The sequence below is a fragment of the Helicobacter rappini genome (genome assembly GCF_900198625.1).
Lineage (GTDB): Bacteria > Campylobacterota > Campylobacteria > Campylobacterales > Helicobacteraceae > Helicobacter_A > Helicobacter_A rappini.
The window spans coordinates 1-22,003 of record NZ_FZPK01000056.1 but is presented as its reverse complement, the minus strand read 5'-3'; the positions used below and the strand labels follow the sequence as shown (position 1 = coordinate 22,003).

23 protein-coding genes and 3 pseudogenes are annotated in these 22,003 nt (G+C 34.6%); 17 read left to right on the top strand and 9 right to left on the bottom strand.

Annotated elements, in window-relative coordinates; genetic code table 11:
* Window positions 1-106 precede the first annotated feature (106 nt).
* The 7 genes from C6H17_RS10260 (at window position 107) to C6H17_RS10225 (ending at window position 7,278) form a co-directional block, all read left to right on the top strand.
* Window positions 107-1,534 (top strand): nicotinamide phosphoribosyltransferase domain-containing protein, encoded by a 1,428-nt coding sequence (locus C6H17_RS10260; protein WP_005217599.1) that lies wholly within the window; start codon window positions 107-109, stop codon window positions 1,532-1,534.
* A gap of 2 nt (window positions 1,535-1,536) precedes the next feature.
* The gene (locus tag C6H17_RS10255) at window positions 1,537-1,773 is read left to right on the top strand and encodes an RNA recognition motif domain-containing protein (protein WP_004084373.1); all 237 of its coding nucleotides are present in this window, start codon (window positions 1,537-1,539) and stop codon (window positions 1,771-1,773) included.
* Window positions 1,774-2,228: 455 nt separating this feature from the next.
* Window positions 2,229-2,525 carry a hypothetical protein gene (locus C6H17_RS10250; protein ID WP_005217601.1) on the top strand — a complete coding sequence of 99 codons (297 nt, stop codon included), beginning with the start codon at window positions 2,229-2,231 and terminating at the stop codon, window positions 2,523-2,525.
* On the top strand, window positions 2,518-3,561 hold the full coding sequence (locus C6H17_RS13565; protein WP_005217604.1) for an SDR family NAD(P)-dependent oxidoreductase: 1,044 nt from the start codon (window positions 2,518-2,520) through the stop codon (window positions 3,559-3,561). Before C6H17_RS10250 ends, C6H17_RS13565 begins: the two co-directional genes overlap by 8 nt.
* Window positions 3,554-5,284 carry an ANL family adenylate-forming protein gene (locus C6H17_RS10240; protein WP_199768872.1) on the top strand — a complete coding sequence of 577 codons (1,731 nt, stop codon included), beginning with the start codon at window positions 3,554-3,556 and terminating at the stop codon, window positions 5,282-5,284. The genes C6H17_RS13565 and C6H17_RS10240 overlap by 8 nt, the downstream gene beginning before the upstream one ends.
* On the top strand, window positions 5,275-6,642 hold the full coding sequence (locus C6H17_RS10230; protein WP_020995593.1) for an ANL family adenylate-forming protein: 1,368 nt from the start codon (window positions 5,275-5,277) through the stop codon (window positions 6,640-6,642). Before C6H17_RS10240 ends, C6H17_RS10230 begins: the two co-directional genes overlap by 10 nt.
* Window positions 6,643-6,660: 18 nt before the next feature.
* Complete coding sequence (locus tag C6H17_RS10225) at window positions 6,661-7,278, top strand: acyltransferase (protein ID WP_005217608.1); 618 nt, start codon at window positions 6,661-6,663, stop codon at window positions 7,276-7,278.
* On the opposite strand, the gene C6H17_RS12320 is transcribed toward C6H17_RS10225, so the two are convergent.
* Window positions 7,259-7,399: a hypothetical protein gene (locus C6H17_RS12320; protein ID WP_155243500.1), complete on the bottom strand. Its 141-nt coding sequence runs from the start codon at window positions 7,397-7,399 to the stop codon at window positions 7,259-7,261. The two genes, C6H17_RS10225 and C6H17_RS12320, sit on opposite strands and share 20 nt — an antisense overlap.
* Between C6H17_RS12320 and C6H17_RS10220 the strand changes: the two genes are divergently transcribed.
* From C6H17_RS10220 to C6H17_RS10190, 8 genes are all read left to right on the top strand, one after another.
* Window positions 7,382-8,785, top strand: coding sequence for a 3-oxoacyl-ACP synthase (locus C6H17_RS10220; RefSeq protein ID WP_005217610.1), 1,404 nt, complete (start codon window positions 7,382-7,384; stop codon window positions 8,783-8,785). The genes C6H17_RS12320 and C6H17_RS10220 overlap by 18 nt on opposite strands.
* The gene (locus C6H17_RS13330) at window positions 8,778-8,909 is read left to right on the top strand and encodes a hypothetical protein (protein WP_263363161.1); all 132 of its coding nucleotides are present in this window, start codon (window positions 8,778-8,780) and stop codon (window positions 8,907-8,909) included. The genes C6H17_RS10220 and C6H17_RS13330 overlap by 8 nt, the downstream gene beginning before the upstream one ends.
* Before the next feature lie 222 nt (window positions 8,910-9,131).
* Complete coding sequence (locus C6H17_RS10215; RefSeq protein WP_005217612.1) at window positions 9,132-9,362, top strand: acyl carrier protein; 231 nt, start codon at window positions 9,132-9,134, stop codon at window positions 9,360-9,362.
* Window positions 9,363-9,364: 2 nt separating this feature from the next.
* Window positions 9,365-10,126, top strand: a complete 762-nt coding sequence (locus C6H17_RS10210) for an SDR family NAD(P)-dependent oxidoreductase (protein ID WP_005217614.1) — start codon at window positions 9,365-9,367, stop codon at window positions 10,124-10,126.
* Window positions 10,127-10,159: 33 nt separating this feature from the next.
* Entirely contained in the window at window positions 10,160-10,705 is a 546-nt protein-coding gene (locus tag C6H17_RS10205) for a GNAT family N-acetyltransferase (protein ID WP_005217616.1), read from the top strand.
* Between the two features lie 164 nt (window positions 10,706-10,869).
* A complete protein-coding gene (locus C6H17_RS10200) occupies window positions 10,870-11,484 on the top strand; it encodes a hypothetical protein (protein WP_005217622.1) in 615 nt (204 codons plus the stop codon).
* Between the two features lie 46 nt (window positions 11,485-11,530).
* The gene (locus C6H17_RS10195) at window positions 11,531-12,376 is read left to right on the top strand and encodes a DUF815 domain-containing protein (RefSeq protein WP_005217627.1); all 846 of its coding nucleotides are present in this window, start codon (window positions 11,531-11,533) and stop codon (window positions 12,374-12,376) included.
* Window positions 12,377-12,394: 18 nt separating this feature from the next.
* Window positions 12,395-12,724: a laccase domain-containing protein gene (locus C6H17_RS10190; protein ID WP_005217632.1), complete on the top strand. Its 330-nt coding sequence runs from the start codon at window positions 12,395-12,397 to the stop codon at window positions 12,722-12,724.
* Window positions 12,725-12,790: 66 nt separating this feature from the next.
* Here C6H17_RS10190 and C6H17_RS10185 read toward each other — a convergent pair whose 3' ends face one another.
* On the bottom strand, window positions 12,791-13,540 hold the full coding sequence (locus tag C6H17_RS10185) for a CheB methylesterase domain-containing protein (protein WP_005217634.1): 750 nt from the start codon (window positions 13,538-13,540) through the stop codon (window positions 12,791-12,793).
* A 13-nt stretch (window positions 13,541-13,553) separates the two neighbouring features.
* Window positions 13,554-14,426, bottom strand: coding sequence for a CheR family methyltransferase (locus tag C6H17_RS10180; RefSeq protein ID WP_005217636.1), 873 nt, complete (start codon window positions 14,424-14,426; stop codon window positions 13,554-13,556).
* 103 nt (window positions 14,427-14,529) lie between these two features.
* Here C6H17_RS10180 and C6H17_RS10175 point away from each other — a divergent pair, with 103 nt between their 5' ends.
* Window positions 14,530-15,315, top strand: a complete 786-nt coding sequence (locus C6H17_RS10175; protein WP_005217638.1) for a pyridoxine 5'-phosphate synthase — start codon at window positions 14,530-14,532, stop codon at window positions 15,313-15,315.
* A 175-nt stretch (window positions 15,316-15,490) separates the two neighbouring features.
* Here C6H17_RS10175 and C6H17_RS10170 read toward each other — a convergent pair.
* From C6H17_RS10170 to C6H17_RS10155, 5 genes and pseudogenes are all read right to left on the bottom strand, one after another.
* Window positions 15,491-16,668: pseudogene (locus tag C6H17_RS10170) on the bottom strand (Eco57I restriction-modification methylase domain-containing protein).
* Window positions 16,658-17,107, bottom strand: a pseudogene (locus tag C6H17_RS10165) (restriction endonuclease); the annotation flags it as partial. The pseudogenes C6H17_RS10170 and C6H17_RS10165, both read right to left, overlap by 11 nt.
* 1,345 nt (window positions 17,108-18,452) lie before the next feature.
* Entirely contained in the window at window positions 18,453-19,106 is a 654-nt protein-coding gene (locus C6H17_RS10160) for a hypothetical protein (protein ID WP_104731430.1), read from the bottom strand.
* Between the two features lie 75 nt (window positions 19,107-19,181).
* Window positions 19,182-19,325, bottom strand: coding sequence for a hypothetical protein (locus tag C6H17_RS12315; RefSeq protein ID WP_155243501.1), 144 nt, complete (start codon window positions 19,323-19,325; stop codon window positions 19,182-19,184).
* Window positions 19,326-19,717: 392 nt separating this feature from the next.
* A complete protein-coding gene (locus tag C6H17_RS10155) occupies window positions 19,718-20,317 on the bottom strand; it encodes a hypothetical protein (RefSeq protein ID WP_020995597.1) in 600 nt (199 codons plus the stop codon).
* A gap of 310 nt (window positions 20,318-20,627) precedes the next feature.
* On the opposite strand from C6H17_RS10155, the gene C6H17_RS10145 reads away from it, so the two are divergent.
* Window positions 20,628-21,236 (top strand): helix-turn-helix domain-containing protein, encoded by a 609-nt coding sequence (locus tag C6H17_RS10145; protein ID WP_020995599.1) that lies wholly within the window; start codon window positions 20,628-20,630, stop codon window positions 21,234-21,236.
* A gap of 476 nt (window positions 21,237-21,712) precedes the next feature.
* Here the strand turns inward: C6H17_RS10145 and C6H17_RS10140 are convergent.
* Window positions 21,713-22,003: pseudogene (locus C6H17_RS10140) on the bottom strand (hypothetical protein); the annotation flags it as partial.

The window sequence follows — 22,003 nt, the reverse complement described above, 5'->3', positions numbered from 1 at the left end:
GTAATTTTTAGAATCTAAATAAATACAATAGCAAAATCTTAGTAAATAGCAAACTGCTAAATTTTTGGTTACAATGTAGCACTTAAATTATAAACAAGGCTTTAGTATGCAATACCCACAATTGCTTTTTATTTCGGATTGTTATAAATATACACATGCAGCAATGTATCCAAATAATGTTGATGAAGTATATAGTCTGCTTTATTGTAGAAAACCGCGTTTGCCTTTAGAATCTTTAAATGGACATATTGTAGCTTTTGGTATGCGACAAGCTATCAATAAACTTCAATCTTTATATGATGAGTTTATACAATGGGACAGAAAAAAGCTAGAAGAAGGGCTAAGACTACTTTATGCGGATTTTATGAAGCTTAATGCAAATGACACTTCTTATAAATTTCTCATTGATAAATGGCTTACATTACCAAAAGTCATGCCTATTACTTTTAGGGCAGTCCCAGAGGGGACATTTGTGGCAAATAATACGCCTATTATCTCAATGCATTGTGCTGAAAGTAAGCATTGTTGGTTTGTAAATTTCATTGAAACATATCTTAACTCTATGCTATGGAAGACATGCTTTGTAGCGACACAGGCAGCTATCTTTAAACGCATTGAGTATGATTGCTTAGGCTATTATCTTGATGAGAGTTTTAACTTTCATGATTTTTCTGCACGGGGTATGAATGGTATTATGGACTGCTATAATTCCGGCGTAGGACATGTCCTCTTTTTCTCTGGCACAGATTCTATAATGGCATTACAAAATGTATATGAAAACTATGGCGGTAATGTAAGTATGCTGGGCTCAATCCCAGCAAGCGAGCATAGCGTAATGTGTCTAGGCGGACAGGCAAACGAGCTTAATACCTTTAAGCATATCATGCAGCAATTCCCAAATGATATGGTATCAATCGTAGCTGACACATGGAACCTATGGGATATTATCGAGTCTTTAAAAAGGGATAAAGATGCGTATAATCTCATTTCTTCTCGTTTAAAACCCATTGTATTACGACCAGATTCAGGCGATCCATTTTTAATATTAACAGGTGATGAAAACTCACAAGATTCTAGAGCTAAAAAAGGTGTGATACGGCTTGTTAATGAATATTTTGGCTTTGATAAAGTGCGTATTATCTATGGTGATGCAATCAGCACAGAACGCGCACAAAAAATCTATGAATGGTGCAAACAAAATGGCTATAATCCAACAGAGTTTTTATGCTTAGGCGTGGGGAGTTATGCGTATAATTCAGGCATACGCGATGATGTAGGGCTAGTTACAAAAATGACTTGGGCAAAGATAGGGGGAAAACCCACGCATTTAATCAAAAATCCAATCACAGGTAATGAAAAAATGTCTTTATCAGGGCAAGTCTCACTTGATGAAGACACAAGAGAGGTAACGCAATTCCTTGATAGCACACCAGAAAATGACTTGCTAAACACGGATTTAGCATTACCAAACTTTGAGCACATAAGAGAGTATGTAAAAAAAGAGTTTTTACGCGCAATCAATCATAAGGGATAGATATGAAAAGCATATATATAGGTAATCTCACTTACACCACGACACAACAACAAGTGCATGATATATTCGCGCAATTTGGCAATGTCATCTCAAGTAGAATGATTCTAGATAAAACAACCCATAAATTCAAAGGATATGCCTTTGTAGAAATGGAGGATGAGAACGCAGAAACCGCAGTCAGTATGCTAAATGGCGAAAGCTATAATGGCAGAATCATGCGAGTAAGCATTGCAAATTAATTTATCCTGCAAGGCATAACGACAAGCCTTTTGTATAATTTCACAATGTCTTCACATAAACTTTATCAAGATTCTATGATCTTGTCATATTGAGTGCGTAGGTACGAAATATCTTTTTAGATTCTATATTTTTAAGTTCTGTATTAGATACTTCGCTTTGCTCAACATGACAATTTGTTGCAGAATCTAAAAATAGCTACATTGTCGTTTGATATTTCTTTATAAATCCTTACTTTATATGAAAGCTCTTAACCCACATGTCCTACAAAAACATAGAATCATCTCTATTTTAAGCACTACTTGTTGCCATAAAATATTAAAAATGTTACTTTTATCTACACAAAACTAAAATAATTTCGCTTTTTTTACAAAAAAAAAAAAACGATTTTGCATATATTATAATGCAAATCTATATGTAAAAATATTTTTTATCGACACTACTTAAGGAACACAAAATGCAAACACAAATCCAATCATTAATCTATAAATCTCTCCAATCTCTAGCAGATGAGCTAGAAAATGAGAATCTAAAAAATCCAACGCTTGAAACAAAAATCTATGGGATCGAGGGCAATTTAGATTCTCTAGCTCTTGTAAGCTTTATCGCTGATTTAGAAGAAATGTTAGCTGAAACGCTTAACATTAATCTTGTCTTAGCTGATGAAAAGACAATGAGCGGAAGAAATTCACCATTTAGAGATGTCGCTACCCTAAGTGCCTATATCCTAGAAAAAAGTCAAAGCAATGCCTAGAGTTATACTTATCACAGGGACACGCAAGGGCATAGGCAGGGATTTAAGCGAGTATTACTTAAATAAAGGCGATATTGTGTGTGGTTGCTCACGGACACAAAGCAATTTAGAGCATAAAAATTACAGGCATTTTACCCTTGATGTGTGTGATGAAAATGCGGTTGTAAATATGGTAAGGGCTGTGAAAAAGGAATTTGGCACGATTGATGTATTGCTAAATAATGCCGGAATTGCTTCTATGAATCATATCCTTACTACACCACTAAAAACTATGCAAAATATCTTTAACACAAATGTATTTGGTAGCTTTCTTTTCTTACGAGAAGTCTCAAAGGTTATGGTGCAAAATTATAAAAAGCGTATAAAGGATTTAGAATCTAAGGGGCTAGATTCTAAAAATAATGCGAAAAATGCTATTGCGGAAGCGGTTTGTGATGATTTTAAAGAATCTGCAATCTTAGATTCTAACAATAAGGATTCTACTGCGGAAGGATTTTTGAGTGATTTTAGAGAATCTGCAATCTTAGAATCTAGCAATTCTAAGATTGTGAGTGAAAAATGTGGGTTGCAAGGAAAATCACAAGGGAGTTTATTAAACATAAATGACCGCAGTGATTTTTCGCAGCTCCCGCATTTATCGCCACAAGCTGAATTGCCACGCAAAAACACCAAAGAGACAACGCAGAATCTAATGCCCTATCGTATCGTAAATTTCGCCACAGTCGCTACCCCCTTACGCCTAGAGGGTGAAGCCGCCTATGCTGCCTCAAAAGCTGCATTAGTCAATCTCACACAAGTATGTGCTAAGGAATTAAGCGAGTTTGGCATTACCATAAATGCCGTTGGTCCCACGCCTGTGCCAACGGATTTAATCAAAAATGTCCCTAAAGCAAAGATGGACGCCCTTTTAAACCAACAAGCCATCAAACGATTTGGTGAGTTTAGAGATGTGCTTAATGCCATTGAGTTTTTCTTAGATGAAAAGAGTGATTTTATCACCGCACAAGTCATTTATCTTGGAGGCGTGAATGCGTAGTAATTCTTATAATGTCACGCACCCGTTTTTACGCAAGATTGAGAGTTTTGAGCAAGATTCTATATGCCTTATTGCGCAATCTCAAAGCCACACTTATGGGGAGCTTTTAGATTCTACACGCAATGCCCTAAATTTGCTAAATGACATAAAAGCAAATAGTGTCATTGGCATTATCGGCGATTATGATTTAAAGACTTTAGCCTTTTTCCTAGCGTGTGTAGAAAAGGGCTTTATTGTTACGCCTCTATCTGCTTCACTTGCCCCAAAAGATTCCATATTCTCTCCTATGCTTCAATCCTGCATCAAAGAAGGGCAGATAGACTATCTTTTCTATAATAACACCTTGCATTCTACGCATAGCACAGACAAAAAACACAGCATTATCGCTTCCCTGCAGGCAAATCACACAAGCGGATTAATCCTTTTTTCAAGTGGTAGCACAGGCAAACCCAAAGCCATAGTGCATAATCTAAATACCTTGCTTCAAGGTTTTTTAGAGAAAAAGCCAAAGCGTATAAATATCTTATTATTCCTTATGTTTGATCATATAGGTGGGCTAAATACGCTTTTTAATGTGCTAAGTCTGGGGGCGTGTGGCATTACTCTCAAAAATCGCAAAGATATGCGAGAGATTGCAAAAAGTATTCAAGATTACAAAATCGCCCTTTTACCCGCTAGTCCTAGCTTGCTTCATCTCTTTTTGCTCTCAAACCCAACGCAGCTTTATGACTTAAGCTCACTAAGGCTTATTACCTATGGCACGGAAAAAATGTCAGATTCTCTTTTAGCAAAGCTTAAAAATGCTTTTCCAAAAGTGCGATTTCATCAAACATTTGGAGCAAGTGAGATAGGTATCACGCAGACTACAACAAAGGATAATTTTATCCGCCTTGATAATATGGAATATAAGATTGTAAATAATGAGCTTTTTATCAAATCCCACACAAACGCACTAGGCTATCTTAATAGTGATAATAGTGTGTTTGATGATAAAGGCTACTTTGCAACAGGGGATTTAGTAGAAGTAAAAACTATTAATGGGGAAGAGTATATAAAAATCATAGGCAGGGCAAAAGAAGTTATAAATGTAGGTGGAGAAAAAGTTATCCCACAAGAAGTTGAAGGGGTGCTATTACAGATTCCATTTATAAGTGATTGTGTTGTATATGGGGAATCTAATGCTATCACAGGGCAAAGTGTAAGTGTAAAGGTGGTGCTAGATTCTAATCATTATGAGTGGGTGCAAAATGGCAAGGAGTTAGATTCTAAAAACACAGACAGCAACACTGCGGAAGCAGTTTGTGATAGTCTTACAGAATCTACTAACTTAGAATCTGGCAATACAGATTCTACTGCGGAAGTATTTTTGAGTGATTTTAGTGGTTTTCAAGCGAAAGGCGAAGGGAGTTACCTAAGGGGTAATGACCAAGCCTTGAGCGAAGAATCCGCTAAAAGCACCAAAGAGACAACGCAGGTAACGCAGAATCTAGAATTAAAAAAATATATCCGCACTTTCTGCAAAGACAAACTCGCCCCCTTTAAGATTCCAAGTAAAGTAAGCATTGTGGAATCTTTAGAAGTGAGTGAGAGATTTAAGAAGTTGCGACTAACTAACGGGGGGGGGGGGGTAACACTCTATGAATCCCGTTGTTATGTATCTTATTGTTATGAATCTTTGTCACTTCGCCATATCTCTATATGTGAGAATTTGCAATGTGCGTAAGTTTATTTATGCACAAAATGTCGTGCTATGGCGACAAAAATGCCTTAATACTCAACGACACACCCTACACTTATGCGGAGTTTTGCAAGAAAATGTCAGCCTTTAGTCTTTCTCAAACCATGCTTACAATCCCAAATAATGCAGTGATAGCACTTAAGGGGGATTATAGTCTTTCTTATGTCATAGCATTTTTAGCTTTATGCAAAAAGCAGTGCATTATAGCTCCCTTACTTCCACGAAATATTGACATTTCCCTACAAGATTTTGGGGTAGAGTTTGTGCTAGATACACAAGAAAATAAGCTAGATTCTATCAGTCCAAAATCACATAATTTGCTTGATAGTTTAAAAAAGCAAAATAATGGCGGATTAATCCTTTTTTCAAGCGGTAGCACAGGCAAACCTAAAGCCATAGTGCATAATCTAAACACACTTTTAGAATCTTATTGCAATAAAAGGCAAAATCCATTGCGTATAATGAGTGTATATTTGCCAGACCATATCGCAGGGATTGATGTAATGCTAAATACCTTTGGGAGTGGTGGAAGCCTTATTATCCCAAAAGAGCGGAGTCCGCAGTGGATTTTAGAATCTTTACAAAAACATAAAATAGAGATTCTGCCTACCTCGCCAACATTGTTGCGACTTTTGCTTGTTGCTGGATTAGGCAATTATGATTTAACTCATTTAAAGCTAGTCATTTATGGAAGCGAAAAAATGTCTTCAAAACTTTTAGAATCTTTGCAACAAGCCTTGCCTCACACAAGATTTAAACAAAGCTTTGGGACAAGTGAGACAAATGCCATTAAAACCAAACAAGCAGATGAGAGCGACTTCGCAGAGTTTTTTAGAATCATAAATGCAGACTACAAGATAGTGGATAATATACTCTATCTTAAATCCCACACAAACGCACTAGGCTATCTTAATAGTGATAATAGTGTGTTTGATGATAAAGGCTACTTTGCAACAGGGGATTTAGTAGAAGTAAAAACTATTAATGGGGAAGAGTATATAAAAATCATAGGCAGGGCAAAAGAAGTTATAAATGTAGGTGGAGAAAAAGTTATCCCACAAGAAGTTGAAGGGGTGCTATTACAGATTCCATTTATAAGTGATTGTGTTGTATATGGGGAATCTAATGCTATCACAGGGCAAAGTGTAAGTGTAAAGGTGGTGTTAGATTCTGAAAAAATAGAAGAGGTAGAATCTAAATCTCACACTAATTCAAACTTAATGCTCAAAAAATATATCCGCACTTTCTGCAAAGACAAACTCGCCCCCTTCAAGATTCCAAGCAAAGTAAGCATTGTGGAATCTTTGGAAGTGAGTGAGAGATTTAAGAGAATAAAACCATAAGTAAAGGATAGGCAAACAATGAAAGCAAAAAACTCAAATAATTTTTATAGTATTGATGAGCTTAAAGAGTTGGGAATCACAATCCCAGAAAACCCAACAAACATTTTTATCTCAAAAAAAGCCAGTCTTTATAATACAGAACGCATAAGCATAGGCAATCATGTTCGCATTGATGATTTTGCAGTGCTTACGGGCGATATACGGATTGGTAATTTCGTTCATATAGCCCCGGGTGCAATTTTGGCAGCATGGAAAGTTGGTATTGTGTTGGAGGATTTTTGTGGTATTTCTTACCATGTAAAACTGCTTGCTGCAAGCGATGATTACAACGGAGAATGCCTTACAAATTCTACAATACCAGAAAGATTTAAAAGTATAAAAGCATCGCAGCTCATTTTACAAAAGCATTGCATTGTGGGGGCTGGAAGTGTGATATTACCATCAAGTAAAGGCTTAAGTGAGGGGGTAAGTGTGGGGGCTTTAAGTCTTGTTTCTCGCCCTACAAAACCTTTTGGAATCTACTTTGGAAATCCTGCAAAAAGAATCTTAGAAAGAAGCAAAAATATTCTCACACTTGAAAAGGAATTTTTAGAATTTTTAAAGAATGAAAATCTAACTATGGGGGGGGGGGGGTAAATACCCTTTTTATATCTGTCTCAAACACCCCATTACACAACCCCACAATATCTACACTTTTTGCTATCCCACCCACAAGCCCTTGTGTGCTTAAGGGGGCGGCATGAAAGCGACTTTTCATAACACAAGCATAAAAGGCATTTACACCATTGTGCCACCAAAGGTTATAGACATAGATTCCGAGCTTGACACCATTTACAAAGGTGATAAAAAGGGCTTAGAGCGGATTAAAAAAGTCATAGGCTTGCAAACTCGCCATATCGCCGAAAAGCACATTACTGCGAGTGATTTGGGCTTACAAGCTGCTACAAGACTTTTAGAATCTTTAGAAGTGGAAAGAGATAGCATTGATGCGCTTATTTTTGTAACACAAAGCCCTGATTACTTCTGCCCAGCAAGTGCGTGCTATTTGCAAGGCAAACTCGGCTTAAGTCAGTCCTGCCTTAGCTTTGATATAAATCAAGCCTGTGCGGGCTATCTCTATGGGCTATATGTAGCTCATAGTCTGTGTGATAGTGGCTCGGCAAATCGCGTGCTACTCATTGTTGGCGATACTTTAAGCAAGTTTGTTAATCCGCTAGATTCTAATTTAGCGCCGATGATGGGGGATGGGGTGAGTGCGACTTTGTTAGAACGCTCAAGCAATTCATCTTTGGGGCATTCAGTATTGAGCGATAAATCAGGGAGTGCTTCGTCTTTCTCACTGCGACGCACGCTAAGTGCGTCTCATTCGCAAAACTTGCACAACCCTGATTTCTCATCTCAATCCTTAGAATGCCGAGACTCTAGCGATACAGAATCTCAAGCAGATTCTACAAAGCTAGAATCTAGCAACACCACAAACGCTGCTGCGGAAGGATTTTTGAGTGATTTTAGTGGTTTTGGAGCGAAAGGCGAAGGGAGTTTGCTAAACGCAAATGACCGAGCCTTGAGCGAACAATCCGCTAAAAGCACCAAAAAGCCGACACAGAATAAGCATTATTTTGAACTCGGTACCGATGGCTCTAAATTTCACCAACTCATAATCCCCGAAGGTGCGTGTAGAATCCCAACAAAAGAGATTATCACAGATTCTAAAGTATGGCAGACAAGCGAGACTAGAAGTCTTAAAGACTTATATATGGACGGAGCAGAGATTTTTAGCTTTGCGGTTTCTACCTATCCAAAGACATTTCAGGGCATTATAGATTACGCACAATGTGATAAAGAAGCGATTGATTACTTCTTTTTCCATCAGGCAAATAAATATATCGTAGATAACATCACGCGAAGTTTAGGGCTGCCAAAAGAGAAAGTTCCAAACACCACGACTAACAAATATGGCAATCTTAGCGGCTGCTCAATCCCAGCGACAATATGCGACACTCTAGCAGAGTTAGCGAGTAATGGGCTAGAAACTCCTTTAAGGGTGCATTTAGCAGGATTTGGTGCGGGATTAGCGTGGGGCAATGCGGTGGTAACGCTAGATAAAGGATTTAAATGCCAAAAGGTAGGAATCTATGAGTAATTGCGTTGTTTATTTGAGGCATTCAGCTTGTATTGCTATCTCGGCGGATTTTGCAAAAATCACCAAACTAGCAACACAATCTTGGAATACCAAGATTCCAGAAAAGTGGATTCTAGCGATATGAATTCTAGGTTTTGTCATACTGAGCGAAGCGAAGTATCTAATATGGAATCTAAGCAAAAATTAGATTCTAAAATAGATTCAAACAAATAAAGATTTTTCTCTTTATTTTAAAAACTAAAAATGTTACATAATCTTTGCAGTCAAAGATTTACAAAAGCTGACTTTAAAGATTATGCAACTTTGCATAAAACAATATTCAAATTTCAACATTAAAGGATACACAATGACACAACACGACTTTTTAGCACACATCGCTGATGCGATACAAAGAGATGAGCCATTAACGCCAGATATGCCCTTAGATTCTATTGAAGAATATGATAGCCTAGCCATTGTCTCACTCATCGCCCTATTTGAAAATCTCTTTGCTATGCAAGTAAGTGGCAATGCCCTGCATAATTGCAAAAGTGTAAGCGATATAATCGCTTTAGCACAAGACAAACTAGAGGGCTAAATATGTTTAAACAAGAATGTTTTAGTAATAAACGCTTTTTAATCACAGGGGCTAGTAGCGGCTTAGGTGCGGCGATTGCATTAGAGCTAAACGCACTTGGAGCGGAGATTATAGCACTAGCAAGGGATAGTAAAAAGCTAGAATCTAAAAGGGAAAAAGCTCTGCATAAAGAGCGGTTTATCCCCGTTTCAAAGGATATTAGCGAGTATGTATCTTTGGATAAGTGGGCTTTGAGTCTCGCTAAAGAATATGGCAGCTTTGATGGAGCTGTGCTGTCTGCTGGTCTCCAGCAGACAGCACCGATTTCATCGGTGCTGTCTGTGGAATCCGCCACCGCAATTTTTAATGTCAATTATTTTGGAAACTTACAGATTCTAAAAGGGCTGCTAGATAAAAGGGCAAAAAGCGTTAGCGGAGCGTCTTTTGTGTGGATTAGCTCAAATGCAAGTGTAAAAGCACAAAAGGGCTTATCTAACTATTCTGCGACAAAAGCGGGAGTAAATGCGGCGGTTAAATCAATCGCGCTAGAAATCGCCCCAAAATACCGCATAAACGCCATTAGCCCGGGCTTTGTCAAAACGGAGATGATAGAATCTTGGAGTAAAATCTATGATAAAGAGTATATTGAAGCAATGGATAAAGCCTATCCGCTAGGCATAGGGGAAGTGGGCGATATTACGCCGCTTGTATGCTTTTTGTTGAGTGAATCTAGTCGGTGGATAACGGGGCAGAATATCATCATTGATGGCGGCGGGAGTTTGTAGTATGACATGTTTAAAAATAAAGAAAGGAAAATCATGGCACAAATAATTAGAGAAGAAGAATTGCAAGGAAAATATGTAAATTTACGCGAGATTACTTTGGCTGATGCGGCATTTGTCGTTGCGCTTCGTTGTAGTCCAAAGGCAAAGTTTTTAAATCCAACTAAAAATGATGTGGGTTTGCAAGAGCAATACATTGAAAACTATTTTAAAAAGAATGATGAATGGTATTTCATTGTAGAAGACAAGCAAGGCAAGGCACTTGGGACGATTAGGATTCACAACGCACATGATGGTGAGTTTGGTTCTATTAGCTGGATTATGTCAGATGATGCTAAGCAAGAGCAAACCCTAGAAGGTGAATATCTTTTAAAGCATTATGCCTATCATGTCTTAGGATTCAATAAAAATTGCTTTGAAGTGCGTAAGGCAAATAAGAAAGTCGTGCAATATCACAAGTTTTGTGGATCACGCATTGTTGGAGAAACCGATATAGATTATCTTTTTGAGCTTACAAAAGATGAGTTTGATTCTAATAAACATAAACTTTTAGATCTTATGGAGATTTATGCTAAAAATTAGTTTCTTGTGTGTTAAACTGGTGGCTATCATGGTAAAAATGTTTTTACCAACTAGATTCTAAAGACTTTTTAAGACCGCATGATTCAAATAGCCAAACAATACTAAGTAAAGCCAATGATAATGCTATAATACACAATCTCAATTTATGATTTAAGGAATAGCACATGATTATATTCAGTAGTTTTGATAATGACAAAAAGTTTATGCAAGTAAAAAGGCTTAGTGATTGTGATACTTTAGAAGCTGATAGCTATGCGTTTATATGTATAAAACATGCGGACAAAGAAATGTTAGAATCTTATTTTACGCTTGGCAAAGAACTATATAAACATAATATCCCTTATGCCGTGTTGCTTGATAGCCCGGCTGTGCTTCAGTATTGTGGTCATACTAAAACAGAAGATGGTTCGTCAAAGTGGGAAAAACATATATATCGATATAGAGGCGATATTGCTTATACAGACGATGGGGAGTATAAAAGCGAAGATATAAGTAGCCTTTTACCACTTCGAACACTACTTTTTATGTTTGCAAAGCATGGTGCAAGTTTTTTTATACTTGATAAGCAAAACTACGATTTTTTACCTGCGGCACAAACATGGATAGATCATTATTTACTTGATATAAAGCTTTTAGGACTCGTAGATTCTTATATGGAGATTGAAAATATTGCTTCGTGGTCTACATATCATGACTTTATGTATAACTTCTTAAAAAATTCCAACAAATACATTGGCATTGATGGTGTAGTAGAAAGAAGTTTGCTTGTTTTTAAATAAAGCATATTACCAATTATTTTGATTATACTAATACGAAAGGAATAGTATGCTTGGTTTTAACGACTTATTGAATCTATTTAGCACAGACATAGAGTGGAATACGCATAAAGCCGCAGTGTTTCGCTACTCACATGGTTTTTGCTATTTTCATGCGATAGGGAGATTGCCAAAGATAGACGCACAAAAGCTAATAGGCGTGAGAGAAAATTATGAGTTATTAGAAAATAATACAAGAAATTTCTGTGAAAATAGCCCTGCTGCAAATGCACTTTTATGGGGTGCAAGGGGCTGTGGTAAAAGCTCTATTGTAAAAGCGGTATGCTATGAATACGCAAATAAATATCCAAATCTTCGTGTGCTTGAGGTTGAGAGTAAAGATATTGCGATTTTGCCGCTTTTATTTGATTGTATGTGTTTGTTTAGGGAATATAAATTCATTGTGTTTTGCGATGACTTGACTTTTAATGCAAATACTTCCACATATCATGGGTTAAAAAGCACACTTGATGGTTCTATGGAGCAACAAGCAGAAAATATACTCATATATGCTACTTCAAATCTGCGGCATTTAATGCCAGAAAAGGCGGATTTAAACATGCTGCATACACAAGATTCTATACATGAAGTCCTTGCTTTAAGCGATAGATTCCCATTGCAGATTGGCTTTTATGACAATGGGCAAAAAGAGTATTTAGAAATACTAGAGCATTTAATAAGAGAAGAAAATAGCGAGTTATCACAAGAGATGATAGCATATATCATGCAAGAAATAAAGCAAGATTCTCTAAACTTTGCTACAAAAATTGGCAATAGAAATCCACGCACAGCAAAAAGCTACTATGCCCTAAATCATGCTAGAATCCTAAATTTCATAAAGACTAAGAATGACTAATAAGATATAAGGGAAGGTATGCAAAAAGATTTTTTTACAAGTCAAAATAGTAAGCTTTTTTGCAACACAGGATTACATTTTGTGCTAACAAATCGCTATCATGGCGTAAGTAATGCCCCATATAATAATCTCAATCTCGCCTATCATGTCGGTGATAACTTAGAATCTGTAAAGAAAAATCGAGCATATATCATGCAAAAATACTATGAAAATAAAACGCTTTTGTATCTTAATCAAATCCATTCTAATACTATCTTTACTATACGAGAAAATAGGGGTATATTAGAATCTTATCCATTGTTTCAGTTTGCATTTTTATATTGCATTCAAGCCCAGTTGCCTCATTAGCACAAAAAAAAGAAAGTGTGCCAATGTCTCTTATTGATAAACCTTATTTTCATAGCGTAAATCTACTCAATCACCCTCTTGCTCGCTCTCACTTTGCGCTTGTAATTCCGGTTCTTTTTTGCCTGTGTTTCTAATCCTATTATGTGCGTAATCTACAATTCTTTGTGCGATTTTTTGTAAAGGTAGAATCTCTCGCACAGCACCGATTTCAATAGCTTTTTTAGGCATACCAAATACAACACAGCTTGCTTCATCTTGTGCGATAGTGTATGCACCATTATCAAACAATTCTTTCATACCTATCATGCCATCATCGCCCATTCCAGTAAGGATAATAGCAAGGGCGTTTTTACCTGAGGCATTATTCGCACTTCTAAATAATACATCAACACTTGGTCTATGCCTACTCACCCTATTTGCTTCAAGCGGTGAGGCATAATATTTCCCTCCCTCACAACTTACCACAACATGTGCATCACCATTTGCAACATAGGCACAATCACTTTGCAACTGCGTCTTTGCATTGACTTCAAATATATCGATTTGACTATGTGCGTTGAGTCTTGCTACTAGCGATGCCGAAAAAAGCTTTGGGATATGCTGCACTACAACAATAGGTGGTAATCCCTTTGGTAATTCTGCAAAAATCTTATTCAATGCCTCTGTCCCACCTGTTGAGCTGCCGATAACAATGAGTTTATCTCTTGATAATACGCAAGGATTTTTAGGCAATACTGAATCTGGGTGATATTTCTGCTCTATCTGTCGCGATAAAACATTGTTATTACTTTTTTTGTCATCTTTTTTTAACGCCATGCCACTCTCTCTCCTACAATATGCCTATCGTTGATTCTGAATTTTTTACAAACATTTTATTACCAAGTCGTTCAAAATATGGGCTAAGGCTTAATATATCTTCTGAATGCCCCAAATACAATGTGCCGCCTACTTTTAACACATTATGCAATTTTGTGAGTATGCTTTCTTGATCTTTGGGTTTAAAGTATATAAGCACATTTCGACAAAAAACCATGTCAAATTCACCTGCACTAAAAGGATAAGTCTTATTAAAAAGATTTAATTGTTGAAATGTAATCATGCTTTTGAGACTACTTTTGGCACGCAGTGATACCACATCTTTTGATACTACTTTCACAATGTCAAAATACTTATCAAGCTCTACCCAGTCTGGAATCTTATTTAATCTAGAATCAAGGATATACTCACCCTTTCTTGCAAGCTCAAGCATACTTGTATCAATATCTGTTGCAATAATCTTAATCGAAGAGGTTGAATTATAAAGTGTTTTTGCATAAAGACAAGTGGCAGCTATAGAGTATGGCTCTTCACCGCTTGAGCTTGCAGAGCAAAATATTTTTACCGCACTATTACTGCGTAAAAGTGGTATCAAAGTGCGATTTAACATATCATTGAAATGATAAGATTCTCGAAATAAATCTGTTTTATTTGTAGTAAAGTTATTGATGAATACCTGCCTTACTTGTGCGTTCGTCTTTACAAGATATAAAAGATCATCAAGGCTTTTAATGTTAGCACAAACAGCTTCTTTTTGTAATGAATTGATTCTATTTTGTATCATCGTTTGACGCGTATCAGTAAGGTAAATACCACAAACATCATACAAAGTGTCTTGTATCTGCCGCAGTATTTTAGAATCTATCTTCCAAGTATTCTCTTTCAAAAATGCCCCTTAATAAAATCTCAAAAATATATACATAAATCTTATTTTTTGCAAATGTTTTTACTATAATGTTAGCATATTTTTTTGAAATAGGGACGAAAACATGCGACTTGGTGTAAATATTGATCACATTGCGTATTTGCGTGAAACTAGAAAGATAAACGATCCTGACCCACTTGAAGCAATCTTTATTGCAAAAAGGGCTGGGGCAGACCAAATCACAATTCACTTGCGAGAAGATAGGCGACATATACATGATAGCGATTTGTATCGCATTGCAGAATCTAGCTTTTTGCCGCTTAATGTGGAGTGTTGCAGTGAGATAGATATGCTGCATTTAGTAAGCAAGGTAAAGCCACACAGAGTAACACTTGTGCCAGAAAAAAGAGATGAGGTAACAACTGAAGGTGGATTAAGGCTATCTCAAACACTCTTAGAATCTCTAAAGATTCTAAGAGACAATGAAATACAAATCGCGCTTTTTATCGACCCAAATATTGAGAGTATAGAAAAAAGTGCGGAATTTGCAGAAACACTAAAAGTGCCTATCGCAGTGGAGCTACACACAGGAAAGTATGCAAATATCTCCCTTATGCTTAACTCTAATCTATCTCGCACACGTAACTCTATACAAGATTTAAATCTAGATAGAAAGGCATTGCAAACCATGCTAACACAAGAGTTGCAGAATCTAAAAGAAATAACACAACACGCTTTGCATGCAAACCTAAAGGTATATGCTGGACATGGGCTAAACTATGCAAATGTGAGAGATATTGTAAATATACAGGGCATAGAAGAGCTAAATATCGGGCAAAGCATTATAGCGCGTTCAATCTTTGTGGGATTAGAACAAGCAATAAAAGATATGAAAGAGTTAGTTGGGTAGTTTTGTTGTTTGTTGGTTATGGGATTTTATTTCATAGCGTTATGTTTTGTATTTATGATTGTGTGTTAAGCCTTTGTTTATGTTACCCCAATATCCGTCAAATACAGCTTAATCCTACATTAACATTCACAAAGCCTTTTGTTTGGGTGTAGTGGATTCTAGCATAAATCTTTCATCATAGAGTCCATACACTTAGGGAGTTTAACGCATTAAAACTAGAATCTAGCATTGCGTTTTCTAAGCTTCTTTGTGAGAAGAGAAATCGCCCATCACACACAAATCCAAGCTCCTGCCAATCTATGTCATTTAGCTTATCGCATATTTTTTGCAGCATTGTAGAATCCACTTTAAACTTTGGAAAAATCGCTAAAATGAAGCCTGATAAGCATTGCAAGGGTGTAAGAAAAAGGGCTTTTTATTACGCGTTTTGGTATTGACATAAATGCGAGGCATTTCGCTTTTATGATAATCTCTCCCCCATTCCCACCAATTTGCTTCATTAAACTTTCTAATTTTTCGCTGTAATAATTGCGTTTTAAAGCCCTGTAAATACGCGCAATCCCTGCCATACTCACCATATATCATTTTCTTTGTTTTACCGCTTTTGCAAGTTTGTGAGCCGACAAATTCTACATTACCCCATTTTTCGTTTCCAAAGATAGAATCCGCCCCACTCACAGCCCCGACTTTTACAAAAAATAATGAATTAAAAGGAATGTTATAAGTCTTTTTTGTAAATAAAATCTGTCCATTTATGCAAGAAAATTCTTTTAAACATTGTGTTTTACGCGTGAAATCCCCTTTAACAAAACGCCATATTATGCAGTTTGGTTGAGCTTTTGCAAAAATCTTTTTATCCCCTAGTTCTACAAAATGCGTAATACTCCCTGTGTGGAACAAAAACTCATTAAGCTTTACACTCGCAGTGCTTTTTAGAAAATCTCTAGGCGTGATAAAAATCAGTTCCCCACCATCATTTAAATGCAAAATACACTTATAAATAAAAAACAAATATAAATTACTTCTTTCATCAAACATAGACATAAAGGGCGTTAAAAGCTCCTTTGTGTGAGTCCTAATATCTTGGAATCTCACATAAGGGGGATTGCCAATAATGGTATCAAATTTTTCACTCACAGAGTAGCTAAAAAAATCAAGTTGCAACGCCCCTCTACAAGCAATGCTAGAATCTAGCTCAATCCCTACTTTATTGCTAGGTAGATTCTCATAAAATGCCCCATTGCCACAGCTTGGCTCTAAAAATCGCCCACTATTTTGCACTAAAGCTAACATATCGCTTACAATATGTGGTGGGGTAAAAACTTGCCCCAAGCTTTCAACATTAAGATTCATAAAAGTATTTCCTAAAATGCAAATACGCATCAGCCCTAAGTTTTAAAGACTGCTCAAATGTGCCTAATAAAAATTCTTTCACTTCTACAAAATCTCTTTGTATAATTTGGCGATTATTATCCCATTTTGCCTGAAAGGGCAGGTTGTTACCATTTGGCAAGATGGATTCTAAACATTTAAGCGAAGTGGCAAATACATCGCTAGGATTATCTTTATTGATGATTAAAAAGTAGTAATCCTTGTCATTTGTTGTTAAGTTTTCTTTTAGGGTTTTAAAGTATGTTTCCCAGCTTACTCCATTGACAAAAGGTGGAATTTTACCTGTTAAAGCGTAGTAGATTCCAAGTTTGCAGTTGAGATTATCGGTCGTTTTTGTCGTGCTAACTTTGATATTCACAGGATAAAACACATTACTTTCATAAAAACTAAAATCCACCCATAACACTAAAATTCCTTTGCATATTAGGACGATTTATCGCAAAATTAGAATGTAGTTGTTTATAAAATACTACACTTTTTTAACTCCAAACGCCCCAAATACCGATACTCTAAACACTAAGCAAAAAAGCCCTTTTTACTTTTTGTGTATCCTTTTGTGTATCCTTTTTTCATTACTACATAAAATTACAAGTAAAATAACACATATTTTAAAGATTTTAACCCTTTAAAATACCCTTACATTATAACTTAAAATCTAATCCTTTTTATATGATTTTTATCTAGTGATTATATATTACATTTTCACTTTACAAAGTGTTACAAACCAAGCAATACAAAATTACAAATTAATCAATACTTTGATACAAATTAAAATTACACACAATACAAAATAATTAAAGACTAGATACAAACTTAATAAAACATACAATACAAACATTACTAACAAACAAAAGATTAAAAGATACATTAAAAACATAAAAAGGTATTAAAACATGATTTGTATTTAGATTATGATTAGCTTGTAATAAATGTATGATTAAGTTATGCAGGTAATATTAAAGTATGTTTGCTTTGTTTTCAGTTTGTTAAAAGCCTTTGTATGTGTTAAGCATTGTTTGCAAGTGTGTTAATGCTTTGCTTTGTGTTATTGTGTGTGTAGCTTTATGTTAAATCAAGTTAAGTTATATTTATGATGATTTATAATCTTTGTTTGCAAGTGTAGATTTATAGTTTTGTATTGTTTGCAAGTGTGTTATGTTTATGCTTTGCTTTGCATTGCAATCACTTTATAAGCCTTTGCATGTATATTAATGCTTTATTTTGTTGCATGTATTGCTTTATATTGCTTTGCTTAGTTAGCTTTGTTTGCATACTATGGAGCCACACATAAAAGCAATAAATATATTTAAGCCTTTGTAAATACATGTAAGCCTTATAACCCCATCATATAATAACATTTGCTTAATGTTGAGGTTAGCAAAAAAACATAAAAAGATATATAAAGAAATCAAAGCCTTATAATATGCCTTAATGCTTAGTAGCTACAAATAAGCATAAGTCAATCAAAGCATACATAAACACTAACACTAACACTAACACACAATAAAAGCAAGTTATAAAGATTTAATCCTTTTGCATTACTTTATATTATTTTGCTTATTTTGTATAATACCCTTATTTTATGTAACTATTAATAAACTAAATGTATCATATAGAGTTATCATTTTTTATCATCGTAATTTCGGGATATTATTAGCTATAGTTAATGTATCAATTAAACTCATTATCGAGTTTTTAAACGACCCCTCCTCTGTTTGTGATATTTTTGTCTCTTTTACCCTCCATTATCCTGTTTTATCGTCGTATTCATGCTTATGGATAAATTCTATTTTCATTTGTTGTGCCTCTTGTAATTCTTTTTCATATTGTTTAATATCATTATTATATTTATTTATTGCTTCTTTATCAAAAGGATTATATTTCATAGCATTTTTAAGCCTTGTTTGATTTTCACTTAAAAAGTTTTCACTAGCGATTATTTTATCTTGTATAGCTTTGATTTTGTCTTGCAACCCACTATGTTTTGTAGCATTATCGGTTTTATCAGTTATGCCAACATAAGATAATAAATCATTTATACTATTTTTAGTTTCTTTTAAACTACCACTTATGCTATTAATCCCACTTGATATTGTGTTATATATACCCCTTGCTTGTTGTATTAAAGCAGGTATGTTATTAATTGTTTCTTTTATAGAATTACTACTAATATTAGCACCTAGCCATAAATCAGCACCTTTTAACATAGCTTTATATGTAGTGTCATTCCTTAAATCATTAAAACCGCCCCCAATACCTTTAATCGCATTAGTTAAGCCTTTATTAACTCCACTAGCAGAATCTACAAAAAAGGCTTCCATTTGTTGTTGTGTTACTGCCCAATCTTTACCTGTTTGTGTAATCTTATTAATATTTTTACTACTTGCTACATCTTGCAAAGCATTATTCGTGTTGCATGTGATTTAAACCTTTTAAATCTTTTTTCATTAACCCCGCTTAACTCTTTTATACCCTTATCTAACGCCCTTAATTGATTTACACTTAGCCCCCCCGCTTAAATTCTGTATAGCTTCATGGAATATATCATTATATAAATCATCAAACATACTATCTTGTGATTTATCTAGCAGGGTTTGTAATTGTGTTTGCCAATCCATTTTTACCCATTCATTTTGATTTATTCCAAGTTGTGCTAAATCTTTGCTAGCAACAAAAAAAGAAAATAAACCTTCAAGCTTTAATTGAAAGGATGTTTATATGCAAAACCTCGAGTTAATTACTGCAGTGATTAATTTGATTGTTTCTCTAATAAGTTTGTATTCAGTTCTTAAGGGATAACAATCGGGAGGGGGTAGGCTAAAAACCTACCCTTGCATTGTAGCACTTTTTTGAAAGGATAGGTTAAATGGTTGGCGTTATTTTATCAATACGAGGGATTTGTATTTCTGTTTTATGTGTGAGTGTAGTTATTCTTGCAAAAAGGGTAAAGAATCTAGAGAAAGGAGCTAAATAATGAGTAATAACATGATACAACAACGCAAAAATGAAGTTATGGTTTTGCTTGAGAATAAAGAGATACAAGGGCAGTTATGTGCTTTATGTGGTAATGAAGCAAGTAAAGACTAGTGTTTATGCTTGTTTTATTGTCTTGTATATGTGCGATTATGTTATATAAATCATCTTTATTTCCCGTGATTAATTCACTCATATTCTGTATGGCTTGTATGCTTCTGCCGCCAAAGTTTTTAATACCAGTTACTTTTGCTTTGTGTTGATTATTTATATAACCTTTACCAAAATTAGCAATACCAGCACCCATTGCAGCAATGCTACCAATCCCTGCCATACTTACAAATGAAACCATTTTCATTTTACTATATATCGCGTTTAAATGTTTTTTAGTGTGTTGTAACTTAATATTAAATTTATTAAGGCTTTTATGTGCTTTATCAAAGCTTACCATGTGTGCTTGTAATGCCATAGACTTAACACTAGATTCTGCTTCTTTAAGGCTTTTAATAGCACCTTTTAGCATTTTAGTAGAGTTACTGCCTTTTTCAAACTTATTTAACTCTTTATTCATACTGCGTAAAGCTTGTAAGCCTTTGTTAATATTTGCTAATTGTTTTTCAAATACTACACTAGCCATTTTAATCCTTTGTTTCATTTATATTATGTGTTATTATAGCTAATTGCTTTGCATTACAATCACTTTATAAGCCTTTGCATGTGTATTAATGCTTTGCTTATTTAGCATTGTATGCCACACATAAAAGCATATAAATATATTTAAGCCTTTGTAAATACATGTAAGCCTTATAACCCCATCATATAATAACATTTGCTTAATGTTGAGGTTATAACAAAACATAACATGCAACATATAAACCTTTGCTTATTCTGTATAATACCCTTATTTTAAACATTCCAAAATATCAAATATAAAGGTAATCATAAAAATGAGTAGAAAAATAAGCATACCATATAAAGAAATCATTCCAAAGTATCAAACAGGGTATTATTCAATATCAAAACTAGCTAAAGAATATAACATTTCAAAAAGCACATTAAGCAAGTATATTAAAGAAAATAATGTAAGAATTAATGAACGAGCAACACAAGCGGTAAATGCCTTAAATAAGGGATTTTCTACACTTGAAAAAATAATTAATGAACGGGATTTAAAAATTAATGAACGCCCAAAAGAAACACAAAATAAAGGCTTAATTGATACACAAAATAACGATTTAACAGAATGTAAAAATATTAATACTTTAATAGTAAGTGAAGTTATAAACATAGTAAAGCAAAAAAACCCTTATTTTGCATATATATTCCAAGATTTAAGCAATAAGATTTTAAAAATAAGTAATGATTTACTAGATAATGGAATAACAAATACAAAAGATTTAAAAAATATCACAAGTGCTATAAAAGATATAAACGACACATTGCAAGTTATTCCAAAACCCCCTGCATTAGCACAGCAGATAAACATTAACAAAGAAAATAATAACAATATTAAAGAATTTGTTAAAACGATTGAAGTAGAGATTGTAAGCAAATGAAAACTAGAATATATAAAGCTTTAAAGCCTTGTTTATATTGCTTTATAAGCCTTTGCATTGTTTTATATTACCTTGCTTTAATGTTTTGCTTTGTGTTATTGTGTGTAGATTTATAGTTTTGTATTGTTTGCAAGTGTATCAATGCTTTATAGCTTTGCTTTGCATTGCAATCACTTTATAAGCCCTTGCATGTATATTAATGCCTTGCTTAGTATGTGTAACTAATTGTTTATATTGCTTTGATTATTTGGCATTGTTTGCATACTAAGAGCCGAGCATAAAAGCATATAAATACATTTAAGCCTTTGCATGTGTTAAATATTGTTTGCAAGTGTGTTATGTTTTGCTTTGCATTGCAATCACTTTATAAGCCTTTGCATGTGTTAATCTTTAAGTATTGCATACTAGCATATACATTACATAAGCACATATAAGCATATACATACACATAACATACACTAGCACACAATAAACCCTTAAAAGTCTATTATTACATCATTAGCATTTAATACCTTATTGTTAGCTTTATCTTGTGATGTTTCACTACTTAACAATAAATCATTACCTGCATTACTATTACATGCAATACTATCATTAAGAATTAATTCTGTTTCTAGTGCTTTAATTTCATTATTTACTTGTATTAATTCTTTATCCCCTGCAATACTAGCAAAAAAATCATTGTCTAAGTTATCATTATCAGTGCTTGAAATTTCATTAAACACATCATTTTTTGCTAACTTGTCTATATTATTACTTAATTTATC

Excerpts from the sequence above, each read along its gene's own strand:
- C6H17_RS10260 (WP_005217599.1), top strand. The coding sequence starts at position 107 with ATGCAATACCCACAATTGCTTTTTATTTCGGATTGTTATAAATATACA.
- C6H17_RS10255 (WP_004084373.1), top strand. The coding sequence starts at position 1,537 with ATGAAAAGCATATATATAGGTAATCTCACTTACACCACGACACAACAA.
- C6H17_RS10250 (WP_005217601.1), top strand. The coding sequence starts at position 2,229 with ATGCAAACACAAATCCAATCATTAATCTATAAATCTCTCCAATCTCTA.
- C6H17_RS13565 (WP_005217604.1), top strand. The coding sequence starts at position 2,518 with ATGCCTAGAGTTATACTTATCACAGGGACACGCAAGGGCATAGGCAGG.
- C6H17_RS10240 (WP_199768872.1), top strand. The coding sequence starts at position 3,554 with ATGCGTAGTAATTCTTATAATGTCACGCACCCGTTTTTACGCAAGATT.
- C6H17_RS10230 (WP_020995593.1), top strand. The coding sequence starts at position 5,275 with ATGTGCGTAAGTTTATTTATGCACAAAATGTCGTGCTATGGCGACAAA.
- C6H17_RS10225 (WP_005217608.1), top strand. The coding sequence starts at position 6,661 with ATGAAAGCAAAAAACTCAAATAATTTTTATAGTATTGATGAGCTTAAA.
- C6H17_RS10220 (WP_005217610.1), top strand. The coding sequence starts at position 7,382 with ATGAAAGCGACTTTTCATAACACAAGCATAAAAGGCATTTACACCATT.
- C6H17_RS12320 (WP_155243500.1), bottom strand. The coding sequence starts at position 7,399 with ATGAAAAGTCGCTTTCATGCCGCCCCCTTAAGCACACAAGGGCTTGTG.
- C6H17_RS13330 (WP_263363161.1), top strand. The coding sequence starts at position 8,778 with ATGAGTAATTGCGTTGTTTATTTGAGGCATTCAGCTTGTATTGCTATC.
- C6H17_RS10215 (WP_005217612.1), top strand. The coding sequence starts at position 9,132 with ATGACACAACACGACTTTTTAGCACACATCGCTGATGCGATACAAAGA.
- C6H17_RS10210 (WP_005217614.1), top strand. The coding sequence starts at position 9,365 with ATGTTTAAACAAGAATGTTTTAGTAATAAACGCTTTTTAATCACAGGG.
- C6H17_RS10205 (WP_005217616.1), top strand. The coding sequence starts at position 10,160 with ATGGCACAAATAATTAGAGAAGAAGAATTGCAAGGAAAATATGTAAAT.
- C6H17_RS10200 (WP_005217622.1), top strand. The coding sequence starts at position 10,870 with ATGATTATATTCAGTAGTTTTGATAATGACAAAAAGTTTATGCAAGTA.
- C6H17_RS10195 (WP_005217627.1), top strand. The coding sequence starts at position 11,531 with ATGCTTGGTTTTAACGACTTATTGAATCTATTTAGCACAGACATAGAG.
- C6H17_RS10190 (WP_005217632.1), top strand. The coding sequence starts at position 12,395 with ATGCAAAAAGATTTTTTTACAAGTCAAAATAGTAAGCTTTTTTGCAAC.
- C6H17_RS10185 (WP_005217634.1), bottom strand. The coding sequence starts at position 13,540 with ATGGCGTTAAAAAAAGATGACAAAAAAAGTAATAACAATGTTTTATCG.
- C6H17_RS10175 (WP_005217638.1), top strand. The coding sequence starts at position 14,530 with ATGCGACTTGGTGTAAATATTGATCACATTGCGTATTTGCGTGAAACT.
- C6H17_RS12315 (WP_155243501.1), bottom strand. The coding sequence starts at position 19,325 with ATGGATTGGCAAACACAATTACAAACCCTGCTAGATAAATCACAAGAT.
- C6H17_RS10155 (WP_020995597.1), bottom strand. The coding sequence starts at position 20,317 with ATGGCTAGTGTAGTATTTGAAAAACAATTAGCAAATATTAACAAAGGC.
- C6H17_RS10145 (WP_020995599.1), top strand. The coding sequence starts at position 20,628 with ATGAGTAGAAAAATAAGCATACCATATAAAGAAATCATTCCAAAGTAT.